This window comes from Pseudoxanthomonas sp. YR558 (genome assembly GCF_900116385.1).
Lineage (GTDB): Bacteria > Pseudomonadota > Gammaproteobacteria > Xanthomonadales > Xanthomonadaceae > Pseudoxanthomonas_A.
The window spans coordinates 870,607-892,241 of the sequence record NZ_FPCI01000002.1 but is presented as its reverse complement, the minus strand read 5'-3'; the positions used below and the strand labels follow the sequence as shown (position 1 = coordinate 892,241).

Here is a 21,635-nt window from a genome sequence, read left to right as displayed (position 1 = left end):
ATCACAATGGGGGTGGAGGACGGCAACGGCAAGGACGCCGCGCGTCGGGCCGGTTCAGGGAGCGCCGGCGGCGGCGTTGCGGTCGTCGTTCACGACGCGCGACTGCTCGCGGCCGACCACTTCGACCTTCGGCGACTTCCAGGGCCCGGTGACGCGGTAGGTCTTCGCGCCCATCTCGGCCAGCGGTTTCTTCAGCACCGCATTGGCCACCGCGCCCACCGCCGCGCCGATCGGGCCGCCGGCGACGGCACCGACGGCGGTCAGCACGTTGGCGGACTTGGGTTTCACGTCGACGGTCTGGTCGAAACGTTCGCTGCGCAGATCGGTGTCGCCGCGGATCTGGATCTCGGCCGCAGGGCCGTCGATCACCAGGTTGTCGCTGCGCGCCAGCCCGCCGGCGATGCGGATGTCGCCATCGATGCGGTTGAACGCGAAGCCCTTCGAGAAGAAGTCGCTGAAATCGAGCATCAGGCGGCGGCGCACTTCCGCCACGCTCAGCAGGCCGAGCACGCGACCCGCACCGGGCTCTACTTCCAGCAAGTGGCCATCGCGCGCGGCGAGCTTCACGCTGCCCTCCAGCGAAGCCAGGCGGAATGCTGCCGGACTGCCCGGCCAGCCGGCCTGCGCGGTGATCTGGCCATGGCCGCCGCCGACGCGGTCGCCCAATCCCAGGTCGTCGAGCAGCACGCCGAAGTTCTCGCTTTTCACGTCGGCGTTGAAACGGGTGCGCGCCGCCTCGCCCATGCCGGTCCACTGTCCGCTCACGTCGATGTGCTGACCAGGTGAGCGGAGCTGCAACTGGTCGATGTGCATGCCATCGGCCTGCTGGCGCGTACGTAGCTTGGCCGCGCCGAGGCTCGCATCGCCGAAACGAAGGTCTTCGATATCCAGCGACAACGGCGGAATCTCGGCCGGATTGATGTCGTCGGTCATGCCACGTGCGGTCGCGGCGGCGGCGCCCGTGTCGATGGCAGGCGCTTTGCGCCAGTGCACGCGCGCCAGCTTGCCGGCGATCGCCGCGCCCTTCGCATCGGGCACGAGCAGCGCCCCGGACAGCGCGTCGCCATCCAGCGACACGGCCAGCGCCTGTTGCGCGGGCGCCAGTTGCAATCGCGTATCGGGGAACACGGAACCGATCATCAGCAAGCGTTCGGCGGTGATGTCGATATGCCGCAGCGGCAGCGAATCGCCTTCGCCACCGCCCTTGGCCAGCGCCACCCATTCCATCGCATCCAGCGTACCGGCACGACCGGTGGCGATCAGCCCCGACGCAGGCGCGGCCTCCTTCACTTCATCGCTGCCCAGCACGACGCGCACGCCGGTCTGTCCGTTGCTGGCGCGGGCACGCAGTGCGAGCAGGTCGCCGAACGCCACATCGATCTGCCCGCTGCCCATCGGCAGCGGCGCGCGCACCGTCGTCTGCAGCGGCGCGGTCGCTGCCTTGCGCAACGGCGCCGGCAGGCTCATCGCCGTGCCTACAAGATCGGAGGTGAGGTTGAGCTGCGTGGGTGCTTCTGGCTTCCCGGTCGGCGTGCGCGGAATGTTCACGCCCACCGTCCAGGAAGAGCGCCCGTCCATGTACGGCTTGAGCCAAGCCACTTCGGGCGCGCGGTCGAGCAGGCGGTCGGCATCCACGACGGCGGTCAGGTCGGCTTCGAACGCCTGGTTGCGATCGCGCGTGCCGCTGCCCGCGCGCAGGCCGAGTACGCCTGCCTGTCCGTCGTGCATCACCTGCAACGGACCGGACGCGAATCCGCCATCGTCGTACTTCGCCTTGCCGCGGACATTGTCGAACACCAGGTCCCAGCGTTTCTCCGCCAGCTGCGCGCCCTTCAACTCCACGGTGCCGGCGAGCTTCTTGCGCGCCTGTTCGTCGGCATGCAGCGGCTGCAGCAGGTCGAATGTCGCCGCCACCGGTCCCTTCGCTTGCAGATGATCGAGCGTGTCGCCGTAGGTCTTGTGCAGCGGACTCTGCCGCAGCATCGCGAGCAGCTTGCCTGCATCGGTATCGGTACGCGCGGTGATCTTCAGGTCGCCCGCGCCGAAATCGGCGATACCGGCCTCGAAGGCGGGAATCGCGACATCCGCCAGTACGCCACGGCCCTTCAACTGGAAGCCGTTGCCGATGAAGGCGATGTCGCCATGCACCTGCTCCACCTGCGGCCACTCGTGCTGGAACTTGAACTGTCCGCCTTCGATGCGCGCCACCGCTTCGAACCGACCGTTCTGACGGGTGAAGGGCCAGTCGTCCAGATCGCCGGTCACGATCGCGCGGCCATCGCGGACCGTGCCGCCGACCAGCGCGCCGTTCAACCAGTCCACGGCACCCTTGGACATCTTGTGGTGAATCCAGAATCCTTTCGCCACCGGTACCGGTGCATCTGCGAGATCGGCGGCCAGATCGATCCACGGCCGCGTGCCGTCGCCCTGGAACCACATCCCGCCACGCACGTCGGCGGCGTAGTCTTTGCCCTGAACCTGAAGGGCGGGCGTACCCACGCGCCAGCCCTGGCCTTCGCGCCAACCCACCAACTCGCCCTGCAGCCTGACGTCGTGTACGACGGCGAAGCCGCTCGGCCAGTCGAAGCGCATGCGCGAGGCCGGATCCAGCTTCAGCCGGAACCCGGCCGCGTCGCCATCGAAGTCGCCCGCCAGCCCGCTGAGCCCCGGCGCATCGCCGACGGCCGCGAAGGAAATGTCGCGCAGCGTGCCTTCACCATGCATCGCGCCATCGCGACGACCCGACAACGCGAGCCGTGCGAGCCGTGCGCCCGGCTTCGCCTGGACCAACCAGCGGCGCAGGCCCGGATCGACCTTATCGCTCAGGCCCAGCACCGCGAACAACGGCGCGGCATCCACTTCGTCGGCGAGCAACGCGTATTGCGCACCGCCGGCCAGCACCAGGCCATCCAGCGTCTGCACTGCCGGTGCACTACCCGCGCGCAGGTGAGGCGCATCGAGACGCCAACCGCCCTGGACAAGCCGCCAACGCATGCGGCCTTCCAACTGATCGAACGCGACGCGCGTCGGCGCAGCGGATGCCGGCAGCGGTGCGCCGCGCAGACCCACCTGGCGCAACTGCGCGTCGGCGGTCACCAGCACCACGCGATGGCGGCGCAATTCCGTCCATGCGCGCACGCGGCCGTTGCCGCGTTCGGCCACCACGCCGGCGTAGCGCAGCAAGGGGGCCCAGGCGCCGATGTCGTCGGCCACGACGTCGAGATACGCGCGGCCATCGCCGGCCTTGCGATCGAAATCCACCGCGACATTGATCGGCGCCGCATCCTTGCGGATCCAGGCACGGGTCCCGGCACGCACGCGATCACCTTGCACGCGCAGTCGGAGATCGATGTCCGGCACCTGGATATCCCAACCCAACGAAGGCGCCACGATAGCGAGCCGGCCGTCGATCACCTGCAGTTCGCCCAGCCCTTCCAGGCTCTGCAACGGATCGTCACCGGCCTGCTGCTGGCCTGGCAGGCCACGCACCGACCACTTGCCGTCTTCGCCGCGCTGCAGCGTCAGCGCCAGGCCACGCAGCCGCAGCTCGGTGAAGGAACGCCCTGGCAGCAGTCCGCCGTACATCGACACCAGCACTTCGGCCTGGCCGATGCGCACGCCGGCATCGCCTTCGCCCAGGCGCAGGCCATCGAGCTGCAGCAGCGGGCCGCGCCGCGTCCATTGCGTCTTGACCGCATCGAAGGCCACCGGCCGGCCGGCGCGCTCGCTGAGCCACGCTGCGATGCGATCCGGGTGGCGCTCGGCCAGCGGCAACACCTGGCTGGCGATGCCGAGCACCACGGCCATGCACACGAGCACGACCGCGATGCCGTAAACGGCACCCCGGCGGGCCAGGCGCAGGCGGCGGCGCAGCGGCGTGGGCATCAGCGGCGCGCCCCGCTCCGTGCGTCAGAGCAGCACGACATCGAACTGCTCCTGCAGATACTGCTCGTCCGCCTGGAAGCGGATCGACTTGCCAAGGAATTCCTCCAGCTCGGCCACCGCGGCGGATTCCTCGTCGGTGATCCGCGCCACCACTTTCGGTGACGCGATCACCAGCAGGCGCGCCGCTTCGAACTGACGCACCGCGCGGGTGATCTCGCGGAAGATCTCGTAGGTGACCGTCTCGGCGGTCTTGATGCTGCCGCGACCGCTGCACTCCGGACACGGCTCGGACAGCTGGCGCGCCAGGCTTTCCACCGTGCGCTTGCGCGTCATCTCCACCAGGCCCAACGGCGAGAACTCGTACACCGTGGTCTTGGCATGGTCCTTCGCCAGCGACTTCTCCAGCGTGCGCAGCACCTGGCGGCGATGCTCCGGATCGGTCATGTCGATGAAGTCGATGATGATGATGCCGCCCAGGTTGCGCAGCCGCAGTTGACGAGCGACCGCCTGGGCAGCCTCCAGGTTGGTGCGGTAGACGGTTTCTTCGAGGTTGCGTTGGCCGAGGAACGAACCGGTGTTCACGTCGACCGTCGTCATCGCCTCGGTCTGGTCGATCACCAGGTAGCCGCCGGACTTCAGCGGCACCTGCTTGTCCAGCGCGCGGCCGATTTCGTCCTCGACCCCGTACAGATCGAAGATGGGGCGCTCGCCGGCGTAGAGTTCGATGCGCTCCGCCAGCACCGGCATGTACTTGGCGACGAAGGCCTGCAGCCGCTCGTGGGTTTCCTTCGAATCGACCTTCACCTTCTCCACGTCCTTGCGGATCAGGTCGCGCACGGCGCGCAGCGGCAGGCTGAGGTCTTCGTACAGGACACTGCACGAGGGCGATTCGCGGCCGCGGCGTTCGACCACGTTCCAGACGCGCGACAGATAGGCGATGTCCTCGGCCAGCGCCTCGGCCGGCTGGCCTTCGGCATTGGTGCGGATGATGTAACCGTGGCCGCCGTGCAGACCGGCGAGTTCGGTGACGACCTGCTTGAGGCGATGGCGCTCGGCTTCGTCCTCGATGCGCGCGGACACCCCGATCACCTTGGACTGCGGCAGCAGCACCAGGTAACGCGACGGGATGCTGATCTGCGTGGTCAGGCGCGCGCCCTTGCTGCCAATCGGGTCCTTCACCACTTGCACGACGATGTCCTGGCCGTCGCGAAGCAGATCCATGATCGGTGCCGGCGGCGGCGCGGGCATCGGTGCCTCTTCGCCTTCGACGACGGCGCCCGGCGAAGACCGCACGATGTCGTTGGCGTGCAGGAACGCGGCGCGTTCCAGGCCCACTTCGACGAATGCGGCCTGCATGCCCGGCATCACCCGCTGCACCTTGCCCTTGTAGATGTTGCCCACCACCCCGCGACGCCAGCCGCGCTCGATGTGCAGTTCCTGCAGCATGCCGTTTTCGATCACCGCGACGCGGGTCTCGCGCGGGGTGACGTTGACCAGGATTTCTTCCGACATCGGGGTCCTTCCCTCAGGCTGTGGCGTGGGCGGCCGTGGCCGGCGACGGGTGGATGCCGAATTCGCGCAGCAGCTTCGCGGTCTCGTGCAGGGGCAGGCCCATCACCGCCGAGTAGCTGCCGGCCAAGCGGGTGACGAACTGCTCGGCGCGCCCCTGGATGCCATAGGCGCCGGCCTTGCCTATCGCTTCGCCGCTGGCGACGTACGCCGCGATCTCGGCATCGTCGAGCTCGGCGAAGCTGACCTCCGTGACCACCAGGGCCTGCGCTTCGCGGCCGGCGCTGACCACCGATACCGCCGAGACGGCCTGATGGGTGCGGCCGGAGAGCCGGCGCAGCATGGCGGCAGCCTCGAGTTCGTCGGCAGGCTTGCCGAACACCTCGTCGCCCAGGATGACCTCGGTGTCCGCCCCCAGCACGACCGCGCCGGGCGTGGCCACGACCTTCAGCAGGCCGGCACCCGCCTTCTCACGAGCCACACGGCGCACGTAGTCGATGGCCGGTTCGCCGGGCTGGCGGTGTTCGGGGATGTCGAGATCGATCCGTCCGAACACGAAGCCCAGGCGGGTCAGCAGTTCGGCACGGCGGGGGGATTGGGAGGCCAGGTAGAGCATCGAAGAAGAATAACCCGCGGCACCTGACTGAATGGGTCCTGATGCGGGGCCGCCATGCCTAACCCTGCCGTAGATCACGACCCGTTCATGTCATCGTGAACACCCTTGCGCGTCGACGACGACCGGGTGCTCCATCACCCGAATCACGAAAAGGAGATCCCATGCGTCTGCCCCTGATCCGCCCGCTGCTGCTCGCCCTCACCCTGTCCCTGGGAACCACTGCCGCCATGACCAGCCACGCCCAGACCGCCCCCGCCTACGCGATCCCGTCCGACGGCACCCTGCTCAACGTGTCGGCGCAGGCCGAGGCGTCGCGCGTGCCGGACATCGCCACGATCTCCGCTGGCGTCGTCACCCAGGCCGTGGACGGCAATACCGCCATGCGCCAGAACAGCGAGCAGATGGCGAAGGTGGTCGCGGCCATCAAGGCCGCCGGCATCGCCGACAAGGACGTGCAGACCAGCGGGATCAGTCTCAACCCGCAGTACCGCTACGCCGAGAACGAGGCCCCGAAGATCACCGGCTACCAGGCCAACAACACGGTCAGCGTGAAGGTCCGCGACATCGCCAAGCTGGGCAAGGTGCTGGATGCGCTGGCCGGTGTGGGCGCCAACCAGATCAACGGCCCGAGCTTCGAGATCGACAACCCGGAACCGGTCTACGACGAGGCCCGCTTGGCCGCGCTGAAGAAGGCCCAGGGCCGCGCCGAGACCTATGCGAAGTCGCTGGGCCTGAAAGTGCGCCGGATCGTCAGCATTTCCGAGGGCAATGGCGGCTTCCGTCCGGTCCCGATGATGGCGATGGCCAAGATGGAGGCCCGCGACGCCGGCGGCGCGCCGCCGGTCTCGCCGGGCGAAACCACGGTCTCGGTCAACCTGGACGTAGTGTTCGAACTGGGCAAGTAAGCCCGGTCACGCAACACCCCAGACGGCGCCCTCCGGGGCGCCGTTTGCGTTGGCGGTGGGTCCCCCGGCCTACGCCCAAGGTCGAAGCCCTCCCCTCTTGCAGCCAACGTGCGGCGGAGTACAGTCTGGGCTTGCGGCGCGGGGACGTTGCAACCCCACTCTTCGCGGCCGAGCGTTGTTCCGTTCACAGCCCTCAGGAGGTGGATCATGGTTCGCGCACTACCCCACGGTTCCGACAACCGCATCGATTTCGGTCGCATTGCCGCCTTCGCCGCCGCCATCGCGGTCCACGCGGTCGCCCTCCTGATGTTGCTCGCCCCCATGGCCGCGCCGCAGTTGCAGGCCGTGGCAGATCCCAAACCCGTGGTCCGGTGGATCGAGAAGGATCCGCCCCCGCCCGAGGTCGTCGAGATCAAGGAGCAGCAGATCGTCAAACGCGTCGAGCCGAAGCCGGTGGTCACGCCGACGCCCACCACGATCACGCCAGTCGTCGATACCCCCGTGATCGTCGAAGGCGGCAACCTGCCCGCCGTCGAGCATGCGGTGGTCGACGCCGGCGACATCGCCGGCCCCGTCGTCACTGGCCCACTGCCCTCGGCGACGCTGGAATACGTCCGTGCCACCTCGCCCCGATACCCGATCAACGAACTGCGCAACGGCGTGCAGGGCACGGTGATGCTGCGCGTGCTCGTCGATGTCGATGGCTCGCCCGTCAGCGTGACGGTCGAGAGCAGCAGCGGCAACCGCAACCTGGACAAGGCGGCGCTCCAGCACGTGCTGAAGACCTGGCGTTTCAAGCCCGCCATGCAGAACGGGCAGGCGGTGCAGGCCTACGGCCTGGTGCCGATCGCTTTCAGCCTGCAGTGATGCGTCGCATGTGAAAGCAGAAAGCCCGCCGGAAGGCGGGCTTTCTATTTGCGCCGATGGATTCAGGCGCGGTGGTAAGGATGGTTGGCGAGCATGGCGGCCGCGCGATATACCTGTTCGGCCACCACCAGCCGCACCAGCATGTGCGGCAGCGTCAGCGGACTGAGCGACCACTTCTCGTGTGCCGCGGCGACCACATCGGGCGCATGGCCTTCAGGCCCGCCGATCAGCAGCGCGATGTCGCGCCCCAGCGTGCGCCAGTGTTCCAGTCGCTGCGCGAGCTGTTCCGACGAATAAGGTTTACCGGTGACTTCCAGCGCAACGATGTGCGCGTTCTTCGGCAGCGCCGCGAGCACGCGTTTGCCTTCGTCCTCGATCGCGCGCTGCGGGTCGCGGCCTTTGCCGCGAAGTCCCGGCTCGATCTCGACAAGCTCGAACGGCAGCCAGTGCGACAACCGCTTCTGGTATTCGGCGAAGCCTTGGGCGACCCAACTGGGCGCGCGCTCGCCGGTAGCGATGAGACGGCATTTCATCGCGTCATGATAGCGGGCGCCGGAAACGACGAAGGCGCCCTCCGGCGCCTTCGCTACGAGATCCGGAGGAATCGCTCAGAGACGCGATTCGTCGGCGGTCTCGATGTCTTCCGGTGGCTGGTCGCCGACCGTCCACAGGCGCTCCAGCGCGTAGAACTCGCGCACGCGGGGCAGCATGACGTGGACGATGACGTCGCCCAGGTCCACGAGCACCCATTCGGCCTCACGCTCGCCTTCCACGCCCAGCGGCATGACGTCCAGCTTCTTGGCGAACTTCACCACTTCGTCGGCGATCGACTTCACGTGGCGCGTCGACGTGCCGGAGGCGATGACGAGGTAGTCGGCGACGCTGGACTTGCCGCGCACGTCGATCTCGACGACATCCTTGGCTTTCAGCTCCTGGACCGCGGCGTGCACCGTGGCGAGCAGGTCCGGCAGGGCCGGGGGCGGGCTGGGCAGGCGGGTCTTGATGACGTGGGCTTGGCTGGACAAAGGCTTGGTGGCTCCGGAGGTACGGACGGGATTATAGCGGACCCGGCGTGGCGGCCCGTTCCAGGTAGAGCCTTTCGTCGGCGATGGCGACCGCCACGCGCCCGGGGACCAGGTGTCGCCAGGCGTCCCCCGTCGCGATCCGGCGGCGGATCTCGGTAGCCGATTCCGGTTGCAGCGGGTGGCTCAGCCGGTACAGCAGGCCGGACGGCGCACTGCCCAACGCTTCGGGTGAGGACGTCCAACGCGACAAAAGTGCATCGGCGAGTTCGGCCGGCAAACCGTCATCCAGGGGGCTGCCCGGCCGGTCGGCGACGACGAAGTGCGCCAGGCCGAACAACGAATGCCATTCCCGCCAGGTCGGCAAGCCCAGCAGGCTGTCCGCCCCGATCAACAGGGCTAGCGGCACCGCGTCGCCCTGTTCGGCACGCAGTTCGTGCAGCGTGTCGACGGTGTAGGAGCGGGCCTCCGGCATACGTTCGGCCCGGAGCAACTCACGCCGGTCCACGCAGAGGCCGGCTTCGTCCTCCACCGCAAGGTCGAGCAGGTGCGCTCGCTGCTGCGCGCTGGCACCTGGCGGCGCGCGATGCGGCGGGTCCGCGGCGGGCATCAGGCGCACCGGCACGCGCAGTTCATCGCGCGCGGCGCGCGCGATGGCCAGGTGTCCGTTATGGATGGGGTCGAACGTGCCGCCGTAGAAGAGCTGCAGCATCCGGCGCGCCCGTCAGGCCACCAACAACCGCACGGCCTTGGCCTCGGCAATGGCCAGCAGCAAGCGCTCCAGCGCCACCCAGACATCGCCCTCGCCGCGTCCTTTCGCGGTGCGATCGATCTTCGAGGCCTCGGCGACGAAGCGGTCCCAGCGCGCGGGCGAGGCATGCCGCTGCAGCGCGCGCTTGAACGGCGCCTGCTTCGCTTCCCAGATGCCCTGCGCCTTCATCTCGGCGGCGAGATTGCCGCCACCGGCCTGCACGCGCGCCAGCGTGGCGGTGCGTAGCAGTTCCTTGACGATCATCGGCATCAGGCCAGCGACCACATCCCCTTCGGCGCGCAGGCCCGCGAGGATGCGCGAGACCTGTGCGCCCTGCCCCGCCAGCACGGCGTCGGTCAGGCGGAACACGTCGTAGCGCGCTGCGTTGGCGACCAGCGCCTCCATGCGGTCGGCGTCGAGCACCTGTCCGTCGCTGAGCAACGCGAGCTTGTCGATCTCCTGCGCGGCGGCGAGCAGGTTGCCTTCGACGCGCTCGGCCAGCAGCTGCACGGCGTCGCGGTCGGCGCGCAGGCCCTTGCTGCGCAAACGGCTCTCGATCCAGCCCGGCAGCTCGTGCGGCTTGATGGCCCACGCCACGGCGATCACGCCGACCCGCGCGATGGCATCGCTCCACTTGCCCTGGTAGGCCTTGCCCCATTCGCCAGCGGTGATCAGCAGCACCACGTCCGGCGGCGGATTGGCGCAGAAAGCGGAAATGACCTCGCCGCCCTCCTTGCCCGGTTTTCCACCAGGCAAGCGCACTTCCACCAAGCGCCGCGCACTGAATAGGCTCGGCGCGTTGAAACTGGCATCGAGCTGGCCCCAGTCGAAATCGCGACCGTCGGCATCGAACACTTCACGCTCGCCGATACCCTGCGCGCGCGCCTGGGCCCGCACCGCGTCGGCGGCTTCGAGCACGCGCAGGACTTCGGGACCGGCGATCAGGTAGACCGGATGCAACGGCTCGGACGCGCCACGCGCGGCCAGCTGTTCCGGCTTGAGCTCCATCAGGGCGCCGTGTTTACCGGGCCGGAACGCACCACGCCATCGACGCGCCGCAGGATCGACGCCGCCATCTCGCGGCGCAGCTCTTCGGCCAACACTTCGCGCTCGGTGGTCGTGCCGGTGGCGTCCTGCGGCGGCGACACGTAGTCGCGCGAGAGTTCGACCACTTGCTGTGGCACCAGGTCGGTTCCGTCCGCCCTCGTGAAGGCGAATACGACCGCGTAGCGCAGGCTGAATTCCTGTGCGCGACCGAACTGATCGACCGCGATCGGCAGGTCGCCCCACCGTTCGGACGTGATCCGCAGCGTGGCGACCTGTTCGCCGGCAGCAGGATCTTCGTCTTCGCCGATCGGCGCCGCGAGCGTCGCGCCGGCGGCTTGCAGGCCGCGCGAGAGGCTGGTGACCAGCGCGCTGTAGGAGGTCGTTGCGCCCACCACCCTGACCGGCCCCAGGTCGGCCGGCAACGCGATCTGGTTGCGCAGGTGGAAGCCACAGCCGGCCAGCAGGAACAGGGCGGCGAGGAGCAACGGCAGGCGGAATCGGGTCATGGGCGAAGTCTGGACGAGGCCGTCATGGGCGGCAATAGCGTAGCCCGCCCGCAGGTGAACATGGAGGCAAGGCGCCGCCGGCGCCCATCCTCAGCCCGCGACGATATTGACGATCTTGCCCGGCACCACGATGACCTTGCGGATCGCCAGGCCGTCCAGGAACTTGGCCGTGTTCGGCTCGGCCTTGGCCAGCGACTCGATCACGTCGCGCGGCGTATCCGCGGCCACGTCGATGGTGCCGCGCAGCTTGCCGTTGACCTGCACGGCCAGCGTCACGGTGTCGCGCACCAGTGCGTCGGCGTCGACCTGCGGGAACGGCTCGTCCTCGATCAGCGTTTCGGCATGGCCCAGCACCTGCCACAACGCATGGCTGGCGTGCGGGGTGATCGGATTGAGCAGCAGCACTGCCGACTCCAGCGCTTCCTGGCGCACGGCGCGGCCCTGCGGCGTCGCATCGTCGAACTTGCCCAACGCGTTCGACAACTCCATCACCGCCGCGATGGCGGTGTTGAAGCTGTGGCGCTTGCCGTAGTCGTTGCCGACCTTGTCGATGGTTTCGTGCGTCTTGCGACGGACCGCTTTCTGGTCCGCCGTCAGCGTGGCGGCATCCAGCGCCGGCGAGGCGCCGTCCGCCGCGTGCTTCTGCACCTGCGTCCACAGGCGGCGCAGGAAGCGCGCCATGCCTTCCACGCCCGCCTCGTTCCATTCCAGCGACTGCTCGGGCGGTGCGGCGAACATCGAGAATAGGCGGACGGTATCCGCGCCGAACTTGTCGACCATCGACTGCGGATCGACGCCGTTGTTCTTCGACTTCGACATCTTCTCGACGGCGCCGATCTTCACGGGCAGGCCGTCGGCCTTCAGCGTGGCGCCGACCACGCGCGCCTTGTCGTCGCGCTGGACTTCCACGTCGATCGGGTTGATCCAGTCCTTCGAACCGTCGGCGTTGTCGCGGTAGAACGTCTCGGCGATCACCATGCCCTGGGTCAGCAGGTTGGTGGCCGGCTCGTCGCTGTCCACCAGCCGCGCGTCGCGCAGGAGCTTGTGGTAGAAGCGGAAGTACATCAGGTGCAGGATCGCGTGCTCGATGCCGCCGATGTACTGGTCGACCGGCAGCCAGTAGTTGCCGCGCTTGTCGACCATGTCCTTCGCGCCGGGCGAGGTGTAGCGTGCGTAGTACCAGCTCGATTCCATGAACGTGTCGAAGGTGTCGGTCTCGCGCTCGGCGGCGGCACCGCACTGCGGACACTTCGTCTTGCGCCATTCCGGGTCGGCCTTGATCGGCGACTTGACGCCGTCCAGGGTGACGTTTTCCGGCAGCACGACCGGCAGATCCGAATCCGGCACGGGCACGGCGCCGCAGGCAGCGCAGTAGATGACCGGGATCGGGCAGCCCCAGTAACGCTGGCGGCTGACGCCCCAGTCGCGCAGGCGGTAGTTCACCCGGCGCTGGCCCTGGCCCTTGCGCTCGAAGCGCTCGGCCAGCGCTTCGAAGGCACCGCGGTAGTCCAGGCCATCGAATTCGCCGGAGTTGACCAACTCCAGATCGTCTCGGGTCTTGTCGCCGTACCAGTCGCGCCACAGGGTGGCGTCGTAGGTCTTCTCTTCGTCGTTCTTCGGCGCCTTCAGCGCGATCACCTGGCGGATCGGCAACGCATACTTGGTGGCGAACTCGAAATCGCGTTCGTCGTGCCCGGGCACCGCCATCACCGCGCCGGTGCCATAGCCCATCAGCACGAAGTTGGCGACCCACACCGGGATCCTGTCGCCGGTGATCGGATGCACGGCCACCAGGCCGGTATCCATGCCGCGTTTTTCCTGCGTCTCCAGCTCCGCTTCGGACACGCCACCCTGTTTGAGTTCGGCCAGGAACGCGGCCAGCGCCGGATTCGATGCGGCGGCCTTCTGCGCCAGCGCATGCTCGCCGGCGATCGACACGAACGTCACGCCCATCAGCGTATCCGGGCGCGTGGTGAACACCGTCAGCGGCTCGTGTCCGTCCACGGCGAACTGGATCTCCAGGCCTTCCGAGCGGCCGATCCAGTTGCGCTGCATGGTCTTCACGGCATCGGGCCAGCCCGGCAGGTCATCCAGGCCGTCCAGCAGCTCCTGCGCGTAGTCGGTGATGCGCAGGAACCATTGCGGGATCTCGCGCTTCTCGACCACAGCGCCGCTGCGCCAGCCGCGGCCATCGATCACCTGCTCGTTGGCCAGCACGGTCTGGTCGACCGGATCCCAGTTCACCACCGAGTTCTTGCGGTAAGCCAGGCCCTTGCGCAGCAGGCGCGTGAACATCCGCTGCTCGTGCACGTAGTAGTCCGGCCGGCAGGTGGCGAACTCGCGCGACCAGTCGATCGCGTAGCCCAGCGATTTCAGCTGGCTGCGCATGTGGTCGATGTTGGCGTAGGTCCACTTGGCCGGTGCGGTCTTGTTCTTGATCGCGGCGTTCTCGGCCGGCAGGCCGAACGCGTCCCAGCCCATCGGCTGCAGCACGTTGTGGCCGGTCATGCGCTTGTAGCGGCTGATCACGTCGCCGATCGTGTAGTTGCGCACATGACCCATATGCAGCGCACCGGACGGGTACGGCAGCATCGAGAGGCAGTAGTACTTCGGCTTGTCCGAACGCTCGTCGACCTCGAAGGCGCGCCGGGCCTCCCAGAAGGACTGGGCCTGGGACTCGACGGATTTCGGATCGTAGGAAACGGGTTCGGCGGCAGTGGACATGGCGGCGTGCGGAGACGGCTACGGCAAAGCCGCCAAGGGTACCGCAGCGCACCATGACCCGCCATGCCACCGGTTAGCATGACGGGGTCGAAACAGGGGATCCCAGATGAACAAGACCGTCCTTGCCCTCGCCATGGCCGCTTGCGGCCTGCCCGCCTGCATGACCGCGAGGGCTGCCGAACCGGCTGCGCCGGCGACGCTGGCCCTGCATTGCGAACGGGTGTTCGATGCCCGCAGCGGCAAGGTCCTGGGTGAGCACACCATCCTGGTCCGCGACGGCCGAATCGCCGAGGTCATCCCCGGCCGCGCCAAGCTGGCCGATGCCGAATCGATCGTCCTGGCGGATCACACCTGCACACCGGGCTGGACCGACCTGCACGTCCATCTGGACGGCGAATCCAGCCCGCAGAGCTATTCGGAGGGATTCCGCCTGGATCCGGTGGATTTCGCCTACCGATCGGTGGGCTACGCCGAGAAGACGCTGATGGCCGGCTTCACCAGCGTGCGCGACCTAGGCGGTGAGGTGACGCTGCACCTGCGTGACGCCGTGAACCAGGGCACCGTGAAGGGCCCGCGCATCTTCGCCGCCGGCACCTCCATCGCCACCACCGGCGGCCACGCCGATCCCACCAACGGCTTCAACACCCATCTGGCGCACCTGATGGGCCCGCCGGGGCCCACCGAAGGCGTCATCAACTCCATCGACGACGCCCGCCAAGCCGTACGCCAGCGCTACAAGGATGGCAGCGACGTCATCAAGATCACCGCTACCGGCGGCGTCCTGAGCTACGCCAAGTCCGGTGACGCACCACAGTTCACCGTCGAGGAAGTCAAGGCGATCGTCGACACCGCGCGCGACTACGGCTTCCGCGTCGCGGCGCACGCGCACGGCAAGGAAGGCATGAAGCGCGCCATCCTGGGCGGCGTGACCAGCATCGAGCACGGCACCTACATGGACGACGAGGTGATGAGGCTGATGAAGCAGCACGGCACCTGGTACGTACCGACGATCTCGGCAGGCCGCTTCGTCGCCGAAAAGGCGAAGATCGATGGCTACTTCCCCGCCGTGGTGCGGCCGAAGGCCCAGCGCATCGGTGCGCTGATCCAGGAAACCGCGGGCAAGGCCTACCGCAACGGCGTGAAGATCGCGTTCGGCACAGACATGGGCGTGGGGCCGCACGGCGACAACGCGCGCGAGTTCGTCTACATGGTCGAAGCCGGGATGCCGGCCGCTTACGCCCTGCAGGCAGCGACGATCCGTGCGGCGGAGGTGCTGGGCGTGGACGACCAGGGCGTGATCGAAGCCGGCAAGCGGGCGGACATCGTCGCCGTGCCGGGGAATCCGGTGGAGGACATCAACGCCGTGCTGAAGGTCGACTTCGTGATGAAGGACGGCACGGTCTATCGCCAGCCGTGAGCGGCCGCGCGGCCTGACGGCGTACTAACGTCGCCAGGCCGCCACGCACAACCAAAGCAGCCACGCGGCGTAACCCAGCCGCTGCGCGATGCCCGCCGGCATCAGCGCAACCGCGATCAGCGCACTGAACAGCACGACCATCGCGGCGACCGCGCTCGCCGCCACGATGGGACGCCAACCACCCCGCCGCCGCATCCCGAAGGCGAACAGCATGGCGCCCGGCACGAACGCCACCCACCACAGCAGCCAGGCCGTCGCGTGCAGGCTGCTGGCGTTGTTGTGCAGGTCGTCCGGGTCCAGCGGCAGCACGCCGAGGCTGATGAAACCCAAGGCGGACAACAGCAGGAATTGCGCACCCAGGCGGGCGGGCCAACCCGCGTCGGCAGGCAACCGATGGCGCAGGTCCAAGGCCACGATGGCGGCGAGCACACCGGTGAGCACAAAGCCGAGCAGATTGAAGCCGAGCGCGTGCGGCACGCCTTTCGCGCCCAGTACCGCGACCGGGTGCCAGACCTGGGAATAGCCGGACAACGCCGAGCCAAAACCGAGCACGGCGAAGATGAAGACGCAGGCGGCAATCGCGCCGTTCCAGGGCAGCAGGCGGGACAGGAAAGGCGGCATGCGAAAGGCTAGTAGGGCGGAAACAATGCGGGCAAGCCGTCTTGGCCTGCCCGCTCGGATGTCTATGTTAACGCCGCTGCGTCATTCCTTTTCCCAGCCGGTCCGGCCGCCCTGTGCGGTCGCCTGGTTGTCCTTCAGATAGTCCAGCGCGAGCGAGGCACTGCGCACCAGCATGCTGTTGTCCGCCGCGCCGAAGGTCCATGCGCCCGCCATGCCCTTCGCGTGCTGGTAGAACTCCGGCGTGGCGATGACCTGGCCGGTCGCCGCGTCGGTAAGCTTCATCGTCACCAGGATGCGCGAGCTGCCGGCGAGCGCACCGGCCCAGAAGCGCGCGCCGCCGCTGATGAAGCGGATCTTCTCGATGCGGGGTTCGACCACCAGCGTGCGGACTGGCGTATGCGTGGCCGCCGCTGCGTTGCGTTGGGCCGCCCAGGCGCCGACGCGTTCGTCGAGGTTGCGCTGGAACGAGGCCAGCGCCTCCTGGTTGGCCTTGTGCCCGGCATAAGCGTCCGAGAGCGTGGCAGGCCTGAGCTCGTAGCGATCGAACGCGGCGAGTGCCTCCGCCGGGGGCGGATTCACCTCGGCCGATGCCTGGATTTCGTCCTTCGCCAGCGCCTGGCCGATCACGGCCCCCGCCAGCACCATGCCCAGCACAAAACGACGCACGCCCATCACAGCCTCCGGTCCGATCGATGATGCGGCCGATGCCGCCGCGCGACCTTAGCAGAGCCCTTGTTTGGCGCCCTATGCCATAGGTTGCCAGCGGAAAACTTCCTCCACGCCCACGCCGAAGGCGCGGGCGATGCGGAAGGCCAGTTCGAGCGACGGCGCGTACCGACCTGCTTCCAGCGCGATGATGGTCTGGCGCGTCACTCCACAGGCATCGGCCAACGCCTGCTGGGTCATTTCGCCATGTTCGAAACGCAAGCGACGGATGTCGTTGGCGATGGGAGTGCCGCTCATGCGGTGCCACGCCGGTCACGCCAGTACAGCACCGCCGTGGCGAAGTACTCGCACAGCCAGCCCCACATCAGCGCGAACACCAGCAGGTTCGCAATCATGAAATGCGTGGCCCACGCCAGACGGTCGGCCGGTGAGAACGCCAGCATCAGGGCCAGCCCGGCGATGCAGGCGGTCAGCGCGCCACGCCCCCAGCCCGCGGCCTGCTTTTCGATCTCGCGATCGCGCTCGTCCTCCTGCACACGTCCCTTCCAGCGCGCGCCGAGCACGCCCGACAGCACGCTCCAGGCCACCAGCAACAGCACGAGGTTGCGGCCCACGGCCGCAGCATCCGGGTTCTCCCGCCAAGGCGCGGCGACGAAGACATCCGCGTGGGCGAGGAAATAGCCCGTCGCCGCCAGCATGAACGCTACGCCGATCCATGCCCGCCATTCGCCTGGCGAGAGCCCGCGCTCTGCCTCGCCTTGGGGCATCCGGGAAATGCCGTACAGCGCCGCCCACGCCACCAGCACCAACGCCGCGGTGCCAGCCTTGCCCAGGTCGAACCCCATCAGCGTCGATGGACCGGCCAGCAACGCCCAGAACGCGAGCAGCCCAATCACGAGCAACCCGAACCACCTGCCCCGCTGCCACGCCATGACGTGTACTCCACCAGACAATATGTAACTCAAACATTACATTTCAGTCGAATAATGTCAAATGCTTTTTACATATCCTTGTATCCTGCGGCCCGCGCCACCATGTGAACGCGACCCCCTGTAGCCACGAACCTGCCCGATGAGCGAGCTGCCCCACGTTTTCGACGCCACCACCGAGACCTTCGAGGCCGACGTCCTGCGCAAGTCACTGGACGTGCCGGTGCTGGTGGATTTCTGGGCTACCTGGTGCGGTCCGTGCAAGACCCTCGGCCCGATCCTCGAGAAGCTGGCGGGCGAGTACAACGGCGCGTTTGTACTGGCCAAGGTCGATGTCGACAAGGAGCAGCAGATCGCGGCGGCGTTCCAGATCCGGTCCGTCCCGACCGTGTTCCTCGTCAAGGGCGGCCAGATCGTGGATGGCTTTCCCGGCGCCCTGCCGGAAGGCCAGTTGCGGGAGTTCCTCGCGTCGCATGGCGTCATGCCGGCCGAAGGCGCGCCTGCTGAAGAAGAACCGGCACCCTTGGATCCTCATGCCCAGGTGGCCGCGCTGCGGGAGGCCGTCAGTGCCGAACCGGATAAGGACGAGCTCAAGCTGGACCTGGTCCTCGCACTGCTGAAGACCGGTGAAGCGCCCGAGGCCGAGCGCCTGCTGGACGCGTTGCCGGCCAATCTGGCCACCGACGATCGCGCCGTGAAGGCGCGTGCGCGACTGGGCTTCGCTGCGGCGCTGAAGGACGCGCCGTCGCTCGAGGCCCTGCGCACTGCCGTCCAGGCCAATCCGGACGACCTGCGCGCACGCCACCTGTTGGGCGTGCATGCGCTGGTCGCCGGCGATTCGGAATCGGCCCTCGAACACTTCCTCGAGATGCTGAAGCGGGATCGCGCCTACGAGGACGGACTCGCCCGCAAGAGCCTGATCGACGCGTTCCGGGTAATCGAGGACGACGCCCTCGTCAGCCAGTACCGCCGGAAGATGTCCTCCCTGCTGTTCTGATCACCGAAACCCTTCGTACCGACCCTTGCACGTGCAGTACCCATGAAGCCCTCTACCCTGCGGCACATCTTCAACGTCTGGCCGCCGTTCCTGCTCAGCGGCATCCATGTCACCGAAATGGCCCACGACTGGAGCTTCGCGCGCGTCGAACTGCGCATGCGGCCTTGGAACCGCAACTACGTGGGCACCCATTTCGGCGGCAGCCTGTTCGCCATGACCGATCCGTTCTGGATGATCCTGGCCAAGGAGCGCCTGGGGCCGGACTACTACGTCTGGGACAAGGCCGCCGAGATCGAGTTCGTGAAACCCGGCAAGGGCACGCTGCACGCCGAATTCCGCCTGGACGAGCGCGTGCTGCAGGAGATCCGCGCCGAAGCGGCCAACGGTCAGAAGCACCTGCGCTGGATGCCCGCGGACGTCTTCAATGCCCAGAACGAAGTCGTCGCCCGGGTACGCAAGCAGATCTACGTGCGTCTGAAGCCCGAGGCGCGCACGACGACCGGATGAGCCCCGGACGGCGTCACGGCGTTCCACGGATGGCGCTACAGTCCCAACCGTGTGGCGGCCTACAATAGGCCCATGCCCCCCGACCATCCGCAGCACCGCGCCTCGGTGCAGAAGCTCTTCATCACCGGCTTGCTCACCCTGCTGCCCATCTGGCTGACCTGGGTCGTCGTCAAGTTCGTCTTCGTCCTGCTCTCGGACATCAGCAAGCCGTGGGTGGAGCCGCTGTCGCACCGGATCGCGGCGACGTTCCCGCAGTCGCTGGGCTGGTTCAATGGTTTGTGGGTGCAGAACACCATCGCGATGGTGGCCACGCTGTTCGTGATCCTCGCGGTCGGCGCGCTCACGCGTCGCGTCGTCGGCCAACGGTTGCTGAGCTGGTTCGAGGCGCTGATCGCACGGGTACCGCTGGCGAACGTCATCTACACCAGCGCGCGCAAGCTGCTGGACATGCTCGAGACCAAGCCGGGTAGCACGCAGCGGGTTGTGCTGATCGACTTCCCGCACCGGGACATGAAATCGGTTGGCCTGGTGACGCGCGTGATCCGCGAGGAAGGCAGTGGCCGCGAATTGGCGGCGGTCTACGTTCCGACCACGCCGAATCCGACCTCAGGCTACCTTGAAATCGTCCCCGTCGAACTGCTCACACCCACCGACTGGACCGTGGACCAGGCGATGAGCTTCATCATCTCCGGCGGTGCCGTCGCGCCGGAAACCATGCCCTTCACCCGCGCCGGGGAACGCTGACCGATGAACGCACCGCGCACGCTGGATGATCGCGCGGTCCGCCTCTTCATCGTGCTGGCGGCGGTGTTCTGCGCGAACGCAGTGCTGGCCGAATTCATCGGCGTCAAGATCTTCGCGTTGGAAGACACGCTCGGCATCGCGCCGCTGGAATGGAACCTGTTCGGCCAGACGGGCTCGCTCAGTTTCACCGCCGGCACACTGCTGTGGCCGTTCGTGTTCATCCTGACCGACACCATCAACGAGTTCTTCGGCAAGCGCGGCGTGCGCTTCATCTCATGGCTGGCGGTAGCGCTGATCGTCTACGGCTTCTTGTTCGCCTTCGCTGCCATCGCGCTGGCGCCGGCAGGCTGGTGGGTGGAAGCGGCACAGGCGCAGGGCGTACCGGACTACCAGAAGGCGTTCGCCGCGATCTTCGGCCAGGGCATGTGGACAATCGCCGGCTCGGTGGTGGCCTTCCTGGTTGGCCAGTTGATCGACGTCTCAGTGTTCCACCGGATCCGCGAAGCCACCGGCGAACGCTGGGTGTGGTTGCGCGCCACAGGCTCCACTGCGATCTCTCAACTGGTGGACAGTTTCGTGGTGATCTACATCGCCTTCGTGCTGGGACCGCAGAAGTGGCCCACGTCGCTGTTCCTGGCGGTCAGCACGGTGAACTACGCGTACAAAATGCTCGCGGCGATCGCGCTGATCCCGCTGCTGTATCTGATGCGCCACGGCATCCGCCTCTATCTGGGCAGGGAGCGCGAACAGGCGCTGCGTGAGGAAGCTTCGACGGATTGACGCCCGCAGGTAGGCTAGGCGTCCTTCGTTCCATCACGGGATGGCCAATGAAAACGATCTGGATGCTGGGAGCGATGATCATGGCGATGGGAGAGGCAAGCGCCGTATCGCGCGACACCACGATCGACGCATGGATGCAGGAGTACAGCGGCGACGCGCCAGGGGCATCCGTGCTGGTGCTGGAGGACGGGAAGCCTGCGTTCGAACGCAGCTACGGCATGGCCGATCGTGAGACCGGCCGCGTCGCCTCGCCGGCCACGCAATATCGGCTCGCTTCCATCAGCAAGCAGTTCACTGCCGCATGTGTACTGCTGCTCGAGGAAGATGGCGCCCTCACCCTCGACGACCCCATTCGCCGGTGGCTGCCCTCCTTGCCCTCGTCCGCGGACGCCGTGACCCTGCGCCACCTGTTGAGCCACACCTCGGGCCTGATCGATTACGAAGACCTCGTTCCGGAAGGCCAGACGGCGCAAGTGCACGACGCCGATGTCCTGCGCCTGCTCGAGCGCCCGGAACGCCTCTACTTCGCTCCCGGCAGCGACTACCGCTACAGCAACAGCGGCTACGCATTGCTGGCACTGGTGGTGGAACGGGCATCCGGCAAGCGTTACGCCGAGTTCCTGCAGGCACGCGTGTTCTTGCCGCTCGGCATGACGCAGACGCTTGCGCGCGAAGACGTGGGCCCCGCCGTCGCATCGCGCGCTTACGGTTACAGCTTGTTGCAGGGGCGATGGCAGCGCACCGATCAGAGCACAACCAGCGCGGTGCTCGGCGATGGCGGCATCTATTCCTCGCTGATCGACCTGGCGCGGTGGGACGCTGCCTGGTACGACGATCGCCTGCTCTCCTCTTCCTCGCGGGCCTTGGCAGTGCGCCCCAGCACGTCGACCCCGGAGACGGACGTAGCGCATTACGGTTTCGGATGGCGACTACAGGGCCGAATGCAGTGGCATTCGGGCGAGAGCATTGGTTTCCGCAACGTGCTGCTGCGCTTTCCCGATCGCCGTTTGACGGTGATCGTGCTGACCAATCGGAACGAACCTGAGCCCTATTCGCTGGCACGCCGGATCGCGGCGCTGTGGGGCGCGACGCCCTGACATGGGACGGCTGACACGATCAGAGCTAATGTGACGTGAGAAAGG

At 67.5% G+C, this 21,635-nt stretch carries 21 protein-coding genes; 8 read left to right on the top strand and 13 right to left on the bottom strand.

Annotated elements, in window-relative coordinates:
• Positions 1-54: 54 nt before the first annotated feature.
• The 3 genes from BM365_RS15765 to BM365_RS15755 are packed head-to-tail and all read right to left on the bottom strand — an operon-like array spanning position 55 to position 6,010.
• The gene (locus BM365_RS15765) at positions 55-3,885 is read right to left on the bottom strand and encodes a YhdP family protein (RefSeq protein ID WP_093490430.1); all 3,831 of its coding nucleotides are present in this window, start codon (positions 3,883-3,885) and stop codon (positions 55-57) included.
• 24 nt (positions 3,886-3,909) lie between these two features.
• Positions 3,910-5,397, bottom strand: coding sequence for a ribonuclease G (rng, locus tag BM365_RS15760; RefSeq protein WP_093490429.1), 1,488 nt, complete (start codon positions 5,395-5,397; stop codon positions 3,910-3,912).
• 13 nt (positions 5,398-5,410) lie between these two features.
• A complete protein-coding gene (locus BM365_RS15755; protein WP_093490428.1) occupies positions 5,411-6,010 on the bottom strand; it encodes a Maf family protein in 600 nt (199 codons plus the stop codon).
• Between the two features lie 161 nt (positions 6,011-6,171).
• Between BM365_RS15755 and BM365_RS15750 the strand changes: the two genes are divergently transcribed.
• The gene (locus tag BM365_RS15750; protein ID WP_093490427.1) at positions 6,172-6,915 is read left to right on the top strand and encodes an SIMPL domain-containing protein; all 744 of its coding nucleotides are present in this window, start codon (positions 6,172-6,174) and stop codon (positions 6,913-6,915) included.
• A gap of 207 nt (positions 6,916-7,122) precedes the next feature.
• Entirely contained in the window at positions 7,123-7,782 is a 660-nt protein-coding gene (locus BM365_RS15745; RefSeq protein WP_093490426.1) for an energy transducer TonB, read from the top strand.
• A 62-nt stretch (positions 7,783-7,844) separates the two neighbouring features.
• On the opposite strand, the gene rlmH is transcribed toward BM365_RS15745, so the two are convergent.
• The 6 genes from rlmH to leuS form a co-directional block, all read right to left on the bottom strand.
• The gene (gene rlmH, locus BM365_RS15740) at positions 7,845-8,315 is read right to left on the bottom strand and encodes a 23S rRNA (pseudouridine(1915)-N(3))-methyltransferase RlmH (RefSeq protein ID WP_056878290.1); all 471 of its coding nucleotides are present in this window, start codon (positions 8,313-8,315) and stop codon (positions 7,845-7,847) included.
• A 75-nt stretch (positions 8,316-8,390) separates the two neighbouring features.
• On the bottom strand, positions 8,391-8,807 hold the full coding sequence (rsfS, locus tag BM365_RS15735) for a ribosome silencing factor (RefSeq protein ID WP_093490425.1): 417 nt from the start codon (positions 8,805-8,807) through the stop codon (positions 8,391-8,393).
• A 31-nt stretch (positions 8,808-8,838) separates the two neighbouring features.
• Positions 8,839-9,516, bottom strand: a complete 678-nt coding sequence (gene nadD, locus BM365_RS15730) for a nicotinate-nucleotide adenylyltransferase (protein WP_093490424.1) — start codon at positions 9,514-9,516, stop codon at positions 8,839-8,841.
• Between the two features lie 12 nt (positions 9,517-9,528).
• Entirely contained in the window at positions 9,529-10,563 is a 1,035-nt protein-coding gene (gene holA, locus BM365_RS15725) for a DNA polymerase III subunit delta (protein ID WP_093490423.1), read from the bottom strand.
• A complete protein-coding gene (lptE, locus tag BM365_RS15720; RefSeq protein WP_093490422.1) occupies positions 10,563-11,108 on the bottom strand; it encodes an LPS-assembly lipoprotein LptE in 546 nt (181 codons plus the stop codon). Before lptE ends, holA begins: the two co-directional genes overlap by 1 nt.
• A 90-nt stretch (positions 11,109-11,198) precedes the next feature.
• Positions 11,199-13,832 (bottom strand): leucine--tRNA ligase, encoded by a 2,634-nt coding sequence (gene leuS / locus BM365_RS15715; RefSeq protein ID WP_093490421.1) that lies wholly within the window; start codon positions 13,830-13,832, stop codon positions 11,199-11,201.
• Positions 13,833-13,938: 106 nt separating this feature from the next.
• Here leuS and BM365_RS15710 point away from each other — a divergent pair, with 106 nt between their 5' ends.
• Entirely contained in the window at positions 13,939-15,249 is a 1,311-nt protein-coding gene (locus BM365_RS15710) for a metal-dependent hydrolase family protein (RefSeq protein WP_093490420.1), read from the top strand.
• 24 nt (positions 15,250-15,273) lie between these two features.
• Here the strand turns inward: BM365_RS15710 and BM365_RS15705 are convergent, their stop codons facing one another.
• The 4 genes from BM365_RS15705 to BM365_RS15690 all read right to left on the bottom strand — a co-directional run bounded on the left by BM365_RS15705 (position 15,274) and on the right by BM365_RS15690 (position 17,468).
• Positions 15,274-15,870, bottom strand: a complete 597-nt coding sequence (locus BM365_RS15705) for a DUF998 domain-containing protein (protein ID WP_093490419.1) — start codon at positions 15,868-15,870, stop codon at positions 15,274-15,276.
• A gap of 81 nt (positions 15,871-15,951) precedes the next feature.
• Positions 15,952-16,542 (bottom strand): hypothetical protein, encoded by a 591-nt coding sequence (locus BM365_RS15700; protein ID WP_093490418.1) that lies wholly within the window; start codon positions 16,540-16,542, stop codon positions 15,952-15,954.
• A 72-nt stretch (positions 16,543-16,614) separates the two neighbouring features.
• Positions 16,615-16,818 (bottom strand): helix-turn-helix transcriptional regulator, encoded by a 204-nt coding sequence (locus BM365_RS15695; protein ID WP_199186258.1) that lies wholly within the window; start codon positions 16,816-16,818, stop codon positions 16,615-16,617.
• Between the two features lie 11 nt (positions 16,819-16,829).
• Positions 16,830-17,468 (bottom strand): hypothetical protein, encoded by a 639-nt coding sequence (locus BM365_RS15690; RefSeq protein ID WP_093490416.1) that lies wholly within the window; start codon positions 17,466-17,468, stop codon positions 16,830-16,832.
• Positions 17,469-17,607: 139 nt separating this feature from the next.
• Here BM365_RS15690 and trxA point away from each other — a divergent pair, with 139 nt between their 5' ends.
• From trxA to BM365_RS15665, 5 genes are all read left to right on the top strand, one after another.
• Positions 17,608-18,462, top strand: coding sequence for a thioredoxin (gene trxA / locus BM365_RS15685; protein ID WP_093490415.1), 855 nt, complete (start codon positions 17,608-17,610; stop codon positions 18,460-18,462).
• 42 nt (positions 18,463-18,504) lie between these two features.
• Positions 18,505-18,969, top strand: coding sequence for a DUF4442 domain-containing protein (locus tag BM365_RS15680; protein ID WP_093490414.1), 465 nt, complete (start codon positions 18,505-18,507; stop codon positions 18,967-18,969).
• 72 nt (positions 18,970-19,041) lie between these two features.
• Complete coding sequence (locus tag BM365_RS15675; RefSeq protein WP_093490413.1) at positions 19,042-19,713, top strand: DUF502 domain-containing protein; 672 nt, start codon at positions 19,042-19,044, stop codon at positions 19,711-19,713.
• Positions 19,714-19,716: 3 nt separating this feature from the next.
• Entirely contained in the window at positions 19,717-20,493 is a 777-nt protein-coding gene (locus BM365_RS15670) for a queuosine precursor transporter (protein ID WP_093490412.1), read from the top strand.
• A gap of 74 nt (positions 20,494-20,567) precedes the next feature.
• Positions 20,568-21,590 carry a serine hydrolase domain-containing protein gene (locus BM365_RS15665; RefSeq protein WP_093490833.1) on the top strand — a complete coding sequence of 341 codons (1,023 nt, stop codon included), beginning with the start codon at positions 20,568-20,570 and terminating at the stop codon, positions 21,588-21,590.
• Positions 21,591-21,635 lie beyond the last annotated feature (45 nt).

Bases quoted from the DNA above. Each gene is read 5' to 3' on its own strand.
- BM365_RS15765 (WP_093490430.1), bottom strand. From the start codon at position 3,885: ATGCCCACGCCGCTGCGCCGCCGCCTGCGCCTGGCCCGCCGGGGTGCC.
- rng (WP_093490429.1), bottom strand. From the start codon at position 5,397: ATGTCGGAAGAAATCCTGGTCAACGTCACCCCGCGCGAGACCCGCGTC.
- BM365_RS15755 (WP_093490428.1), bottom strand. From the start codon at position 6,010: ATGCTCTACCTGGCCTCCCAATCCCCCCGCCGTGCCGAACTGCTGACC.
- BM365_RS15750 (WP_093490427.1), top strand. From the start codon at position 6,172: ATGCGTCTGCCCCTGATCCGCCCGCTGCTGCTCGCCCTCACCCTGTCC.
- BM365_RS15745 (WP_093490426.1), top strand. From the start codon at position 7,123: ATGGTTCGCGCACTACCCCACGGTTCCGACAACCGCATCGATTTCGGT.
- rlmH (WP_056878290.1), bottom strand. From the start codon at position 8,315: ATGAAATGCCGTCTCATCGCTACCGGCGAGCGCGCGCCCAGTTGGGTC.
- nadD (WP_093490424.1), bottom strand. From the start codon at position 9,516: ATGCTGCAGCTCTTCTACGGCGGCACGTTCGACCCCATCCATAACGGA.
- holA (WP_093490423.1), bottom strand. From the start codon at position 10,563: ATGGAGCTCAAGCCGGAACAGCTGGCCGCGCGTGGCGCGTCCGAGCCG.
- lptE (WP_093490422.1), bottom strand. From the start codon at position 11,108: ATGACCCGATTCCGCCTGCCGTTGCTCCTCGCCGCCCTGTTCCTGCTG.
- leuS (WP_093490421.1), bottom strand. From the start codon at position 13,832: ATGTCCACTGCCGCCGAACCCGTTTCCTACGATCCGAAATCCGTCGAG.
- BM365_RS15710 (WP_093490420.1), top strand. From the start codon at position 13,939: ATGAACAAGACCGTCCTTGCCCTCGCCATGGCCGCTTGCGGCCTGCCC.
- BM365_RS15705 (WP_093490419.1), bottom strand. From the start codon at position 15,870: ATGCCGCCTTTCCTGTCCCGCCTGCTGCCCTGGAACGGCGCGATTGCC.
- BM365_RS15700 (WP_093490418.1), bottom strand. From the start codon at position 16,542: ATGGGCGTGCGTCGTTTTGTGCTGGGCATGGTGCTGGCGGGGGCCGTG.
- BM365_RS15690 (WP_093490416.1), bottom strand. From the start codon at position 17,468: ATGGCGTGGCAGCGGGGCAGGTGGTTCGGGTTGCTCGTGATTGGGCTG.
- trxA (WP_093490415.1), top strand. From the start codon at position 17,608: ATGAGCGAGCTGCCCCACGTTTTCGACGCCACCACCGAGACCTTCGAG.
- BM365_RS15680 (WP_093490414.1), top strand. From the start codon at position 18,505: ATGAAGCCCTCTACCCTGCGGCACATCTTCAACGTCTGGCCGCCGTTC.
- BM365_RS15675 (WP_093490413.1), top strand. From the start codon at position 19,042: ATGCCCCCCGACCATCCGCAGCACCGCGCCTCGGTGCAGAAGCTCTTC.
- BM365_RS15670 (WP_093490412.1), top strand. From the start codon at position 19,717: ATGAACGCACCGCGCACGCTGGATGATCGCGCGGTCCGCCTCTTCATC.
- BM365_RS15665 (WP_093490833.1), top strand. From the start codon at position 20,568: ATGATCATGGCGATGGGAGAGGCAAGCGCCGTATCGCGCGACACCACG.